The sequence below is a fragment of the Pseudomonas sp. 13159349 genome (assembly GCF_013305685.1).
GTDB classification, from domain to species: domain Bacteria; phylum Pseudomonadota; class Gammaproteobacteria; order Pseudomonadales; family Pseudomonadaceae; genus Aquipseudomonas; species Aquipseudomonas asiatica.
The window spans coordinates 4,813,083-4,826,496 of sequence record NZ_CP045553.1; the positions used below are offsets into that span (position 1 = coordinate 4,813,083).

Genomic DNA, 13,414 nt, shown 5'->3' on the forward strand with positions numbered 1-13,414 from the left:
AGCATCAAGCCCACCCTCGCGGTGGGCTTTTTGTTTTGTGTTGCCTGGACCAGCCTCTTCGCGGGCTCGCCCGCGAAGAGGCCAGCACAGGAAAAACAATTAACCAACCAGAACATTCCGTTCGATTATCGCCCGTTTCCGTTTGTGGCGAATTGCCTCACCCCTGCCCTACCCCGCACCATCCTCCCTACGCAACGTTGCCCCGGTTCATCCCAAAAGACCCGCACCTGCAGGCCGCATCCTGCAGCGTACCGGCTCGCCCATAAAAACAAGAGATCCACGACAGATGAGCACTTTGCAACCCGCACGCCAGCTGCTGCCCGGCCTGTTGGCCATGTCCTGCGCACTCCCCGTGTTCGCCGCCGACGAAGGTGGTTTCCTGGAGGACGCCAAGGCCACCCTCAACCTGCGCAACTTCTACATCAACCGCAACTTCGTCGACCCGGCCCACCCGCAGGCCAAGGCCGAGGAGTGGACGCAGAGCTTCATCCTCGACGCCCGCTCCGGCTTCACCCAGGGCACCGTCGGTTTCGGCGTGGACGTACTGGGCCTGTACTCGGTCAAGCTCGACGGCGGCAAAGGCACCACCAACACCCACCTGCTGCCGGTGCACGATGATGGCCGCCCGGCCGATGACTTCGGCCGCCTGGGCGTGGCACTGAAAGCCAAGCTGTCCGAAACCGAGCTGAAAGTGGGTGAATGGATGCCGGTACTGCCGATCCTGCGCTCGGACGATGGCCGCTCGCTGCCGCAGACCTTCCGCGGCGGCCAGCTGACCTCGAAGGAAATCGCCGGACTGACCCTGTACGCCGGCCAGTTCCGCGGCAACAGCCCGCGCAACGACGCCAGCATGGAAGACATGTCGATGAACGGCAAGGCAGCGTTCACCTCCGACCGTTTCAACTTTGGCGGCGGCGAATACACCTTCAACGACAAGCGCACCATGATCGGCCTGTGGAATGCTCAGCTCAAGGACATCTACCGCCAGCAGTACCTCAACCTGGTGCACAGCCAACCCCTGGGCGACTGGACCCTGGGCGCCAACCTGGGCTACTTCATCGGCAAGGAAGACGGCGCCGAACGCGCTGGCGAACTGGACAACCGCACCGCCTCGGCCATGCTCTCGGCACGCTATCAGGGCCACACCATCTACGTCGGCCTGCAGAAAGTCAGCGGCGACGACGCCTGGATGCGGGTGAACGGCACCAGCGGCGGCACTCTGGCAAACGACAGCTACAACTCCAGCTTCGACAACGCCAAGGAACGCTCATGGCAGGTGCGCCATGACTTCAACTTCGCCACCGTCGGCGTGCCAGGCCTGACCCTGATGAACCGCTACATCAAGGGTGACAACGTGACCGCAGGCGGTGTGGACGATGGCAAGGAATGGGCGCGGGAAACCGAGTTGGCCTATGTGGTGCAGTCGGGCAGCTTCAAGGACCTGTCGGTGAAGTGGCGCAACTCCACCATGCGCCGGGACTTCAGCACCAACTCGTTCGATGAGAACCGGTTGATCCTGAGTTACCCGCTGAATCTCCTCTGAATTCTTCGCGGGACCGCACCAGCCTTGAAACCTGTGCGGTCCCTGTGGGAGCGGGCATGCCCGCGAAGAGGCCAGAAGCTACAACAAATAACCCTAAGCTATAAACAAATCAATAAACCTTCTTTGACGACATATGCAGCAACCGCTTGAATAGGCCCCTGATCCCCGCCCCAGAGCCATGACATGGACCTCCGTCAGCTGCGCTACTTCATCGCCCTCACCGAATACCGCAGCTTCGTCCGTGCCGCCGAGGCCATGGGCATCACCCAACCCGCCTTCAGCCGTGCCATACAGAGTCTGGAACACAGCTTCGGCTGCCCACTGGTCGACCGCGCCAGCAAAGCCCTGCCGCCCACCCCCGAAGGCCTGGTGGTGCTGCAACATGCCCGGCGCCTGGTACAAGGTGCCGCGCAGCTGAGCAACGAAGTGCTGCAGATGACCAAGCTCGACGCCGGCGAGTTGCATTTCGGCAGCGGCCCGGCGCTGGCCGTGCGCCTGGTGCCCGATGCCCTGCGCCACTTTCTCGAACGCCACCCGGGCATCCGCACCTCACTGCTGGTAGACAACGCCGAACGCCTCGGCCAGGCCCTGCGCCGCGAGCAGATCGAATTTTTCGTCGACGATATCCGACCGTTCGAAGCCGATCCCAACTTTCACACCGAGCCCCTTTCAACGCGCCCCGGCCTGTTCTTCTGCCGCCCGGGGCACCCATTGCTGGCCAAGGACAGCCTGTCGACCAACGACCTGTTCAGCTACCCGCTGGCCAGCGCCCTGCTCGCCCCCGGTGTGCGCAAGCGCCTGGCCAACCTGAGCGGGCGCAGCGATTTCACCCCGCACCTGCAAACCGAGCACCTGGCCGTGCTGCGCAGTGTGGTGCAGGCCAGCGATGCCATCGGCACCGCCAGCGAGGAAGCAGTTGCCGAAGACCTGGCCAGCGGCCGGCTGGTGCGCCTGCACTGGCGCAACCTGCCACCGGCGCTGGAAGTGCTGAGTGTGCGCTGTGGCGTGGTCAGCCGCAGCGGTTACCGGCTGTCGCCGGCGGCGCGAGCGATGATCGAGACGCTGGTGGGGCTGGATATGCCAGTGCGGGCTGCTGCCATTCGCTGAGCTGATGATGGTGGCAGGAGCGGGCTATCCTGAGCTATATCGGTCGCCTGTACCGCCCCATTCGCGGGTGAACCCGCTCCCACAGGTACAGCGCAGCCCTCAGGAGTTGTAGTGACTCTGTGGGAGCGGATTTACCCGCGAAGAGGCCGGAACAGCAATACACCTCGATCAGGCAACCAGGGAGGCACAACAATGAAAACCCTCGTCGACCACCTGAGCCAATACGCCAGCTACCACCGCGACCCACGCAACATCGCCACCCACTTCGTCGGCATCCCGATGATCGTGCTGGCGGTCACTATCCTGCTGTCGCGCCCAGGCTGGGAGGTAGCCGGCATGTGGCTGTCCCCTGCCCTGCCTGCGGCGGCGGCCTCGGTCTGGTTCTACCTGCGCCTGGACCTGCGCTTCGGCCTGGTGATGGGGTTGTTGCTTGGGCTATGCCTGTGGGTCGGCCAGGTGCTGGCGATGCAGACGACAGCGCTGTGGCTCGGCACCGGGCTGGGAGCGTTCGTGGTGGGCTGGATCATCCAGTTCGTCGGCCATTACTACGAAGGCCGCAAACCGGCGTTTGTCGACGATGTCAGCGGATTGATCATCGGGCCGTTGTTCGTGGTGGCAGAAGCGGCATTCATGCTCGGCCTGTGCCCGGCCCTGAAGCAAGCCGTGGAAAGCAACGCCGGCCCAGTGGCCATGCGGCAGAAGAATGCGGCCATGTAAACATTCCATGGTCCAATCGCCGGCAAGCCAGCTCCCACAGGAACTGCACTGCCCTCAAGCCTGATGCAATCCCTGTGGGAGCTGGCTTGCCGGCGATTGGGCCGGTACAGCCATTACTGCTGTCGCGACTCCACACCCAGCTCATCCCACACCGACTCAGCCATGTGGAAGGTGGCATTGGCCGCCGGAATGCCGCAATAGATCGCGCTCTGCATCAGCACTTCCTTGATCTCGTCGCGGGTCACGCCGTTGTTGGCCGCCGCGCGCAGGTGCAGCTTCAGCTCGTCGTTGCGGTTCATGCCAATCAGCATGGCGATGGTGATCAGGCTACGGGTATGGCGCGGCAGGCCCGGGCGGGTCCAGATGTCACCCCAGGCGTGGCGGGTGATCATCTCCTGGAACTCGCCGTTGAATTCGTTGAGCTTCTCCAGGCTGCGGTCCACGTGGGCATCGCCAAGCACTGCGCGGCGTACTTGCATGCCGGCGTCGTAACGTTGTTTCTCGTCCATGGCGGTATCCTCAGTGAGCCAGCAGGAAGTCGAGCACACGGCGGCTGAACGCCTCGCCGATCTCGACGTTGGACAGGTGCGCCGCCGGGAAGTCGACGTACTCGGCACCCGCGATACCGGCCTGCATGAAGCGGCCGTGCTCCGGAGTGGTCACCACGTCCTCGGTACCGGCAACGATCAGCGCCGGCACCTGGATACGGCCCAGTTGCTCGCGGTAATCGGCATCACGCACCGCCGCGCAGTTGCCGGCATAACCTTGCGGGCTGGTTTGCGCCAGCATCTGGCAGATGCGCTGGGCCTGCGCTGGCTGGGCCTGGGCGAAGCCTGGGGTGAACCAGCGGGCGATGGAGGCATCGCGCAGGTCGACCATGGCCTGCTGCCCGCCCTTGAGCACGGTGTCGATACGGGTGTTCCACACCTCGTCGTTGGCGATCTTGGCGGCGGTGTTGCACAGGGTCAGGCTGTGCAGGCGCTCGCCTGCGTTGATGCCCAGCCACTGGCCGATCAAGCCGCCCATCGACAGGCCGACGAAGTGCGCCTTGGCGATATCCAGGCCATCGAGCAGGGCCAGCACGTCACGGCCCAGCTGTTCGATGCTGTAGGGGCCTTCAGTGACCAGCGACCCACCGTGGCCACGGGTGTCGTAGCGCAGCACGCGCAAGTGCTGGCTCCACAGTGGAATCTGCGTGTCCCACATGCCCAGGTCGGTGCCCAGCGAGTTGGACAGGACCAGCACCGGGGCGTTTTCCGGGCCATCGATCTGGTAATTCAAAACGCCATCGGCCAGTTGCAAGTGCGCCACAGCGGTCTCCTTCAGGCAGTGAAACGTTGATGTTCGGACACGGCGCGCGCCACCCAGACGCGGGCCTGGCCCAGGTAATGGGCGGGGTCGAGCAAGCGATCGAGTTCTTCGGCAGACAGCTCGGCACTGACCTGCGGCTCTTCACCCAGCACGGTGCGCAGGTGGCGCTGTTCGGCCACAGCGCGCTGGCAGCACTGCTCCAGCAGGTGATGGGCGTGGTCGCGGCCCAGGCGCTGGGCGAGGACGATGCTCACCGCTTCGGCCAGCACCAGGCCCTGGGTCAGGTCGAGGTTACGGCGCATGCGCGCGGCATCCACTTCCATGCCCTCGGCAATCACCTGGGCCTGGCGCAGCGCACCAGATACCAGGCAGCAGATGTCCGGCAGGGTTTCCCATTCGGCATGCCACAGACCGAGGCTGCGCTCGTGCTCCTGGGGCATGGCGGCGAACAGCGTAGAGACCAGCCCCGGCACGCGGGTCGCGGCGCCGATCAGCACCGCGGCGCCGACAGGGTTGCGCTTGTGCGGCATGGTCGAAGACCCACCCTTGCCCGGCGCGGAAGGCTCGAACAGTTCCCCCGCCTCGGTCTGCATCAGCAAGCTGACATCGCGGCCGAACTTGCCCAGGCTACCAGCGATCAGGCCCAGCACCGAGGCAAACTCCACCAGGCGGTCGCGCTGGGTGTGCCAGGGCTGCTCGGGCAGGGTCAGCTTGAGCTGCTCGGCCAGGGCTTCGGCTACCGGCATCGCCTTGCTGCCCAACGCCGCCAGGCTGCCCGAGGCGCCGCCGAACTGCAGCACCAGCAAGCGTGGGCGCAGCTCCTGCAAGCGCTGGCGGTGACGGGTCAAGGCGCCCAGCACGCCGGCCAGTTTCATCCCCAAGGTCACGGGGGTGGCGTGCTGCAGCCAGGTGCGCCCCACCAGCGGCGTGTCGGCGTGCTGCAAAGCCTGGCGCGACAGGGTATCGGCGAGCTTGCCTAGATCGGCTTCGATCAGGTCGAGGGCAGCACGCAGTTGCAGGACCAGCCCGGTGTCCATCGCGTCCTGGCTGGTGGCGCCCAGGTGCACATAGCGCTCGGCTTCGGGCACGCCACTGGCAATCACCTTGCCCAACGCCTTCACCAGCGGGATCGCCGAGTTGCCAGCAGTGGCGATGGCATTGGCCAGCGCGCCAACGTCATAGCGCTCGGCGTGGCACGCCGCCTCGATGGCCGCTACAGCGCTATGCGGGACCAGCCCGGCAGCCGCCTCGGCACGCGCCAGCGCCGCCTCGAAATCGAGCATGCCCTGCAGGCGGCCACGGTCGGAGAAGATCTCGCGCATGGCCGGTGCGGTGAAGTAGGCGTCGAACAGTTGGTTGGTCATGCCACGTCCTTAATTATCGTGGTGCAGGTAGGCCGCCTGCTTCGGCAGGCGCAGGCTGAACAGGAAGGCAATCGCCATCATCGCCGTCACGTACCAGTAGAAAGTGTTTTCCATGCCCAGGGTCTTCAGGCCCAGGGCCACGTACTCGGCCGAACCGCCGAACGCCGCGTTCGCCACTGCATAGGCCAGGCCCACGCCCAGTGCGCGCACCTGCGGCGGGAACATCTCGGCCTTCACCAGGCCGCTGATCGAGGTATAGAAACTGACGATACACAACGCCAGGGTAATCAGCACGAAGGCCATGAACGGGCTGCTCACGGTTTTCAGCGCCATCAGCAACGGCACGGTAAACAGCGTCCCCAGGGCACCGAACAGCATCATCGAATTACGCCGACCGATGCGGTCGGAGAGCATGCCAAAGAACGGCTGTAGCACCATGAACAGGAACAGCGCACCGGTCATCACATAGCTGGCGTTCTTCGCGGTCATGCCAGCGGTGTTGACCAGGTACTTCTGCATGTAGGTGGTGAAGGTATAGAAGATCAGCGAACCGCCCGCGGTATAGCCGAGCACGGTGATGAAGGCCGCCGCATGGTCGCGGAACAGGCCCTTGATGGTGCCGGCATCCTTGTCCTGGCGGGTTTCGGCGCTGCTGGTCTCATGCAGCGAGCGGCGCAGCATCAGCGAGATCAGTGCGGCAATGGCACCGACCACGAACGGAATGCGCCAGCCCCAGGCGCGCAGCTCTTCTTCGGTGAGCAGTTGCTGCAGGATCACCACCACCAGCACCGCCAGCAACTGGCCGCCGATCAGGGTCACGTACTGGAACGAGGCAAAGAAACCGCGCTGGCCGCGCAGGGCTACTTCACTCATGTAAGTGGCAGTGGTGCCGTACTCGCCGCCTACCGACAGGCCCTGGATCAACCGGGCCAGCAAAAGCAGCGCCGGGGCCCAGGTGCCGATGCTGGCATAGGTAGGCAGGCAGGCGATCATCAGGGAGCCGAAGCACATCATCAGCACCGAGATCATCAGGGAATTCTTGCGACCATGGCGGTCAGCGAGGCGGCCGAAGATCCAGCCACCGATGGGGCGCATCAGAAAGCCCGCGGCGAACACGCCTGCCGTGTTCAACAACTGCACGGTGGGGTCGTCGGAGGGGAAGAAAGCCGGGGCAAAGTAGATCGCGCAGAAGGCATAGACGTAGAAGTCGAACCATTCCACCAGGTTGCCTGAAGAGGCACCAACGATAGCGAAGATGCGTTTGCTGCGTTCTTCGCCGGTGTAATAGGTTGAGGTCATGGTGAGTTTACTCCTGGAGGGTCGCAGGTAATTCTAGACACACCTGGTAACACACTCGTTCCGCTATCTGGCTGGCAACTGGCCTTGAGTCTGGCAGGACCGGCCTCTTCGCGGGCAAGCCCGCTCCCACAGCGGGAGGCGTGGTTCCCCCTGTGGGAGCGGATTTACCCGCGAAGAGGCCGGTACAAGTCAAACCCGCTCGATGGCCAGCGCCAAACCTTGGCCTACGCCCACACACATGGTCGCCAGGCCCTTACGCCCACCGCTCTTCTCCAGCTGGTGAAGCGCAGTCAACACCAGGCGCGCACCGCTCATGCCCAGCGGGTGGCCCAGGGCGATGGCACCGCCGTTGGGGTTCACCTGCGGTGCATCGTCGGCCACACCCAGCTCACGCAGCACCGCCAGACCTTGGCTGGCAAAGGCTTCGTTGAGCTCGATCACATCGAAATCATTCACCGCCACACCCAGGCGCTCGGTCAGCTTGCGCACTGCCGGCACCGGACCAATGCCCATCACTCGCGGTGCAACACCGGCGCTGGCCATGCCCAGTACGCGGGCACGTGGGGTCAGGCCGTGTTTCTTCACAGCCTCGGCCGAAGCCAGGATCAACGCCGCGGCACCGTCGTTCACGCCCGAGGCATTGCCAGCGGTGACGGTCTTGTCCGGGCCGTTGACCGGCTTGAGCTTGGTCAAGGCTTCCAGCGTGGTTTCCGGGCGCAGGTGTTCGTCACGCTCGACGATGGTCTCGCCCTTCTTGTGCGCGATACGCACCGGCACGATCTCTTCGGCGAAGAAGCCGGCGGCCTGGGCCGCAGCTGCCTTCTGCTGGCTGCGCAGGGCGAACGCGTCCTGGTCGGCACGCGAAACCTGGTAATCGTCGGCCACGTTGTCGGCGGTTTCCGGCATGGAGTCCACACCGTACTGGCTCTTCATCAGCGGGTTGATGAAACGCCAGCCGATGGTGGTGTCTTCGAGCTTCATGTTGCGCGAATAGCCGCTTTCGGCCTTGCCCATGACGAACGGGGCACGCGACATCGACTCGACGCCGCCGGCAATAGCCAGCTCCATTTCGCCGCTGGCAATGGCGCGGAAGGCAGTGCCGATGGCATCCATGCCCGACGCGCACAGGCGATTCAGGGTGACACCCGGAATGCTCTCCGGCAGGCCGGCCAGCAGCAGCGCCATGCGTGCCACGTTGCGGTTGTCTTCACCAGCCTGGTTGGCGCAGCCGAAGAACACTTCGTCAACCTGATCCCACTGCACGGTCGGGTTGCGCTCGATCAGCGCCTTCAGCGGTACGGCGGCCAGGTCGTCGGCCCGCACGCCGGCCAGGGCGCCACCGAAGCGGCCGATCGGGGTGCGAATGGCGTCACAGATGAATACGTCGCGCATCAAGCTTCTCCTGCGACCTGGCCATGGGCCGCGGCGGTACGGGCTTCGAGGTCACGCAGAGCGGACAGCTCGACTTCGGTCGGTTCGGCGGTGGTCTGCACATCGTCGGCAAAGCGGATCGCCCAGCCAGTGGCGGCGATGATCTGCTCGCGGGTCACACCCGGGTGGATCGCAGTGACGACGAATTCGTGGGTCCCGGCTTCCGGCTCCATGATGCACAGGTCGGTGATAATGCCGACCGGGCCGTCGCCTGGCAGGCCAAGGCGTTTGCGCGAGTCGCCGCCTTCACCGTGGCCAACCGAGGTGATGAAGTCCAGCTTGTCGACAAAGGCACGCGGCGACTGCTTGAGGATGATCAGTACCTGCTTGGCAGAACCAGCGATTTCCGGTGCACCACCAGCACCTGGCAGGCGGGTTTTCGGGGCGTGGTAATCACCGACGACGGTAGTGTTGATGTTGCCGAAGCGGTCGACCTGGGCAGCGCCGAGGAAGCCGACGTCGATGCGCCCACCTTGCAGCCAGTAGCGGAAGATCTCGCCGGTCGGCACCACGGTGTCAGCGGTTTCGGCCAGCTCGCCGTCGCCGATAGACAGCGGCAGCACACTTGGCTTGGCGCCGATCGGGCCGGATTCGTAGATCAGCACCACGTCTGGCGACGATGTCAGGCGCGCCAGGTTGGCAGCCTTGGACGGCAGGCCGATGCCGACGAAGCACACAGCACCGTTGCGCAGGCGACGTGCTGCAGCGACGGTCATCATTTCGGAAGTGGAGTAGCTCATTGTGCGGCCTCCGCAGTGCTGGCCAGCTTGGCCTTGAATTCGTTGAAATCGGCAGTGCCACGGATGTAGGTGTCGATCCAGGCGGTGAACGATTCGCGGCTACGCGCGATCGGGTCCCAGGCCTGGTAGAAGCGGTTGTCACGCTCGTAGTAGCCGTGGGCATAGGACGGGTGCGCACCGCCAGGTACCAGGCATACCGCGCTCAGGGCCCAGGTCGGCAGCACACAGGCGTTCATCGGGGCCTGCAAGTCGTCGACGATTTCCTCGACGGTGACGATGCAGCGCTTGGCGGCCAGGGCGGCTTCCTTCTGCACGCCGAGGATGCCCCACAGCAGCACATTGCCTTTGCGGTCGGCCTTTTGCGCGTGGATCACGGTCACATCCGGGCGCACCGACGGCACGGCTGCCAGCACTTCACCGGTGAACGGGCAGGTGACGCTCTTGATCAGCGGGTTGACCTTCGGCAGGTCGGAGCCGGCGTAGGCACGCAGCACGGCGAACGGCAGGCCAGAAGCACCGGCGACATAGGCGTTTGCCAGGTCGGCATGGCTGTGTTCTTCGATTTCGATGGCGTGTGGCCACTGCTTCTCGACGGCATCACGCAGGCGGTGCAGCGAGCCGACACCTGGGTTACCACCCCAGGAGAAGATCAGCTTGCTGGCGCAGCCGGCGCCGATCAGCTGGTCGTAGATAAGGTCCGGAGTCATGCGCACCAGGGTCAGGTCGCGCTTGCCCTGACGGATGATCTCGTGGCCGGCGGCAGTCGGGATCAGGTGGGTGAAACCTTCGAGGGCGACGGTATCGCCATCCTGGATGAACTGCTTCACGGCTTCGTGAAGCGGGAGAATTGCAGCCATTTGGAGACTCCTGGTCAGGGTGCTTCGGTGAGCTCAGATTAAGGAGACTGGTGGGTGGCTTACAATCCGATAATCGACTATTTGTGCGATTATCGAACCATTTGTTGTCCTGCTACTCATTCACTACCGTGTCGAATTCTTCGCAGCACAAGGCTGCTCCTACAGAGGGCGGCGTCGCCGTTATAGGAGCAGCCTTGTGCTGCGAAGGGCCGCACAGCGGCCCTCGGGCTTCAGGTCGCGTCAGCGTGGCTCACCAGCCCTTTCACGATCACACCCACGGTCGCCAGCCCCGCCGGCACCAGCAATGCCGTGAGCACCTGTTCGAAGTTCCAGCCCAGCCCCAGCAGCGTCGCACCACTCCAGGCCCCGAGAATCGCACCGAAGCGGCCTATACCCAGCATCCACGATACCCCTGTGGCGCGGCCCTGTGTCGGATAGAAGCGCGCCGCCAGCGAAGGCATCGCCGATTGGGCGCCGTTCACGCACATGCCGGCAACCAGCACCAGCGTGGCCAATACGGTGATGTTGCCCAGGCTCTGCCCCACGGCGTAGGCGAACACCCCGGCCAGCAGGTAGAAAATGCCGATCACCTTGTGCGGATTGAAGCGGTCCATGGCCCAACCCACACCGACGGCGCTCAGCACGCCACCGAACTGGAACAGTGCGCCGATGAAGGCGGCCTGTTCCATGCTCGCGCCGCTGTCGCGCATCAAGGTTGGCAACCAGCTGGTCAGCAGATAGACGATCACCAGGCCCATGAAGTAGGTCAGCCACAACAGCATGGTGCCCATGCCGTAGGTACCGGAGAAGATCAGCGCGAACACGTTGCGCGCGGCCACCGCCTTCTGTTCCGGCACGCTGAAACTGCCCGCCTCGGCCACCACCTGCGGCGCGATGGGCGACAAGGTCTGGCGCACCTTGTCGGTGCCCCGATTGCGCACCACCAGGAACCGCGCCGACTCCGGCAGCCATACCATCAGCACCAGCGCCAGCAGCAACGGCAGCACGCCACCGATCACCAGCAGGCTGTGCCAGCCGTAGGCCGGGATCATCTTGGCGGAAATGAAACCACCACCGGCCATGCCCAGGTTGAAGCCGCAGAACATGCTGGTCACCAGCAGCGACTTGAGGCGCTCGGGGGTATATTCAGACAATAGCGTGGTGGCGTTGGGCATACCTGCACCAAGGCCCAGGCCAGTCAGGAAGCGCAACACCAGCAACTGATCGACGTTGGTGGCATAGGCCGAGGCCAGGCTGAAGCCACCGAATACCAGCACTGCGCCCACCAGCACGCCCTTGCGGCCAAAACGGTCCGCCAGCGGGCCGGAGCCGAGGGCACCGAAAACCATACCGATCAATGCAGCACTCATGACCGGGCCGAGGCTGGCGCGGTCTATCCCCCACTCCTGCGAAAGGGCCGGGGCGATGAAGCCCATGGCGGCGGTGTCCAGGCCATCGAGGAAGACGATCAGGAAGCACAGCAACACCACCCGCCATTGGTAGCGGGACAGCGGCTGCTGATTGATGAACGACTGGACGTCGAGGCTATTGCCGACGTTGGTTTGCGCTTGATTCATTATTGTTTTCCAGAATGAGGGGCACAGCCAGCCCACTGCACGCGATCAAACGGTACAGAGGACGATGATTTGGGGATGCAGCCGGCGTCAGCCTGGATATAACGGTACTGCGCGCGGGTGCGGCCGCGGCAGCGAGGGGACAGTATTCATGTTAAGTGCCTCTTATGTTTTTCTTGTTCGGTCGGCACAGCCGACCGTTGCGAGAGACATTAATCAGCGAGCGGAGGCGGCGCAATTCACCGCGAACGACACTGTGCGTTTATCGCACAGGAAAGGGTTTTGCCTGTTCTAAATTTGAAAGTGGCGCGCTGTGCGCCCCTTCGGGGCTCAACCAAACAACTGATGACATAGGTCCCGGCTGGCCGCCAGCAGGATCGGCAAGAACCGCTGCTCCAGCTCACTGCGCGTCACCCGCCCGACATGGGTACTCACATTCAAAGCCGCCAGCACCTGCCCCGAGGCGTCATACACCGGCACCGCAATCGAGCGCAGCCCCTGCTCCAGCTCCTGGTCTACCACGCACCAGCCCTGGGCACGCACCTGCTGGATACAGGCGAACAGCGACTCGGGGTCGTGCAAGGTACGGCTGGTACGCGCCTTCAGGTCGGCACGCTCCAGGTATTCACGCAGGCTGGTGTCGTCCATGGCCGCCAACAGAATACGCCCCATCGATGTGCAATAGGCCGGCAGGCGCCCGCCCACCGACAGGTCGACCGAAATCAACCGCTCCACGGTCGCCGAACGGGCTATATAAAGGATGTCGTCACCTTCCAGCGTGGCCATGTTGGCCGCCTCGTGCAGCTGGTCGCTGATGCGGTCCAGGTAAGGCTGGGCGGAAATCGCCAGCGGCGTCGACGACAGGTACGCATGCCCCAGCGTCAGCACTTTGGGCAACAGCGAATAGGTGCGCCCGTCGGTGGTGGCGTAACCCAGCTTGATCAACGTGTGCAGGCAACGGCGTACCGCAGCACGGGGGATTTCGGTGCGGTGGCTGATCTGGGCGATGGTCAGGTGGCGCTTGCGTTCCTGAAAGGCCTGGATGACTGCCAGGCCTCGCGCCAGGGAGGTCATGAAGTCCGGGTCGCCGGTGAAGGCCTGGATGCGCTTGGCCGGTGACGCCACGATCGGTGGTGCCAGGGCTGCCGAGGCAGGTCGCCCCTGCTCCAGGTTGACCGACTCTGGATTGACGGAATCGCTGGCCAAGGTTTCGTCACTCATCGCACACCTCAAAAAAAACGCCCACTCGTGCGATTATCGAACAAACGGCCGATAATCGCAATTGACCGCTGACACTTTTACTTATACCTTTCTCATGCCACTTGTGGCTTCTTTGGAGAGACTGGTCAGGTACCCACCGTAGAAGTCCCCAGGCAACGGCCTCGCCTTTTGGCGAGGCCGTTTTTCATTACCCTCCCGGTCGACTGTCCCGCTGCTGCACTGCAACGAACTTTTGTCCGTATTGCCTTTC

The 13,414-nt window shown here is 63.9% G+C and carries 12 protein-coding genes; 3 read left to right on the forward strand and 9 right to left on the reverse strand.

What is annotated here, in order from left to right:
* Positions 1–286 precede the first annotated feature (286 nt).
* From GEV38_RS22190 to GEV38_RS22200, 3 genes are all read left to right on the forward strand, one after another.
* A complete protein-coding gene (locus tag GEV38_RS22190) occupies positions 287–1,543 on the forward strand; it encodes an OprD family porin (protein WP_015271646.1) in 1,257 nt (418 codons plus the stop codon).
* 183 nt (positions 1,544–1,726) lie between these two features.
* Positions 1,727–2,650: a LysR family transcriptional regulator gene (locus tag GEV38_RS22195; protein ID WP_015271647.1), complete on the forward strand. Its 924-nt coding sequence runs from the start codon at positions 1,727–1,729 to the stop codon at positions 2,648–2,650.
* Positions 2,651–2,842: 192 nt separating this feature from the next.
* On the forward strand, positions 2,843–3,367 hold the full coding sequence (locus tag GEV38_RS22200) for a DUF962 domain-containing protein (RefSeq protein WP_015271648.1): 525 nt from the start codon (positions 2,843–2,845) through the stop codon (positions 3,365–3,367).
* A 113-nt stretch (positions 3,368–3,480) separates the two neighbouring features.
* Here GEV38_RS22200 and pcaC read toward each other — a convergent pair whose 3' ends face one another.
* The 9 genes from pcaC to pcaR all read right to left on the reverse strand — a co-directional run bounded on the left by pcaC (position 3,481) and on the right by pcaR (position 13,164).
* Positions 3,481–3,876, reverse strand: a complete 396-nt coding sequence (gene pcaC, locus GEV38_RS22205) for a 4-carboxymuconolactone decarboxylase (RefSeq protein WP_054571991.1) — start codon at positions 3,874–3,876, stop codon at positions 3,481–3,483.
* Positions 3,877–3,886: 10 nt separating this feature from the next.
* Positions 3,887–4,678 (reverse strand): 3-oxoadipate enol-lactonase, encoded by a 792-nt coding sequence (gene pcaD, locus GEV38_RS22210; protein ID WP_015271650.1) that lies wholly within the window; start codon positions 4,676–4,678, stop codon positions 3,887–3,889.
* Positions 4,679–4,689: 11 nt separating this feature from the next.
* A complete protein-coding gene (locus GEV38_RS22215; RefSeq protein ID WP_054571992.1) occupies positions 4,690–6,042 on the reverse strand; it encodes a 3-carboxy-cis,cis-muconate cycloisomerase in 1,353 nt (450 codons plus the stop codon).
* A gap of 9 nt (positions 6,043–6,051) precedes the next feature.
* Positions 6,052–7,341: an MFS family transporter gene (locus GEV38_RS22220; RefSeq protein ID WP_015271652.1), complete on the reverse strand. Its 1,290-nt coding sequence runs from the start codon at positions 7,339–7,341 to the stop codon at positions 6,052–6,054.
* 189 nt (positions 7,342–7,530) lie between these two features.
* Positions 7,531–8,736: a 3-oxoadipyl-CoA thiolase gene (gene pcaF / locus GEV38_RS22225; RefSeq protein ID WP_169774743.1), complete on the reverse strand. Its 1,206-nt coding sequence runs from the start codon at positions 8,734–8,736 to the stop codon at positions 7,531–7,533.
* On the reverse strand, positions 8,733–9,512 hold the full coding sequence (locus GEV38_RS22230; RefSeq protein WP_015271653.1) for a CoA-transferase subunit beta: 780 nt from the start codon (positions 9,510–9,512) through the stop codon (positions 8,733–8,735). The genes pcaF and GEV38_RS22230 overlap by 4 nt, the downstream gene beginning before the upstream one ends.
* On the reverse strand, positions 9,509–10,369 hold the full coding sequence (locus tag GEV38_RS22235) for a CoA transferase subunit A (protein ID WP_015271654.1): 861 nt from the start codon (positions 10,367–10,369) through the stop codon (positions 9,509–9,511). Before GEV38_RS22235 ends, GEV38_RS22230 begins: the two co-directional genes overlap by 4 nt.
* Before the next feature lie 230 nt (positions 10,370–10,599).
* Positions 10,600–11,946: an MFS transporter gene (locus GEV38_RS22240; RefSeq protein WP_015271655.1), complete on the reverse strand. Its 1,347-nt coding sequence runs from the start codon at positions 11,944–11,946 to the stop codon at positions 10,600–10,602.
* A 327-nt stretch (positions 11,947–12,273) separates the two neighbouring features.
* Complete coding sequence (gene pcaR, locus GEV38_RS22245) at positions 12,274–13,164, reverse strand: pca regulon transcriptional regulator PcaR (protein WP_013974048.1); 891 nt, start codon at positions 13,162–13,164, stop codon at positions 12,274–12,276.
* Positions 13,165–13,414 lie beyond the last annotated feature (250 nt).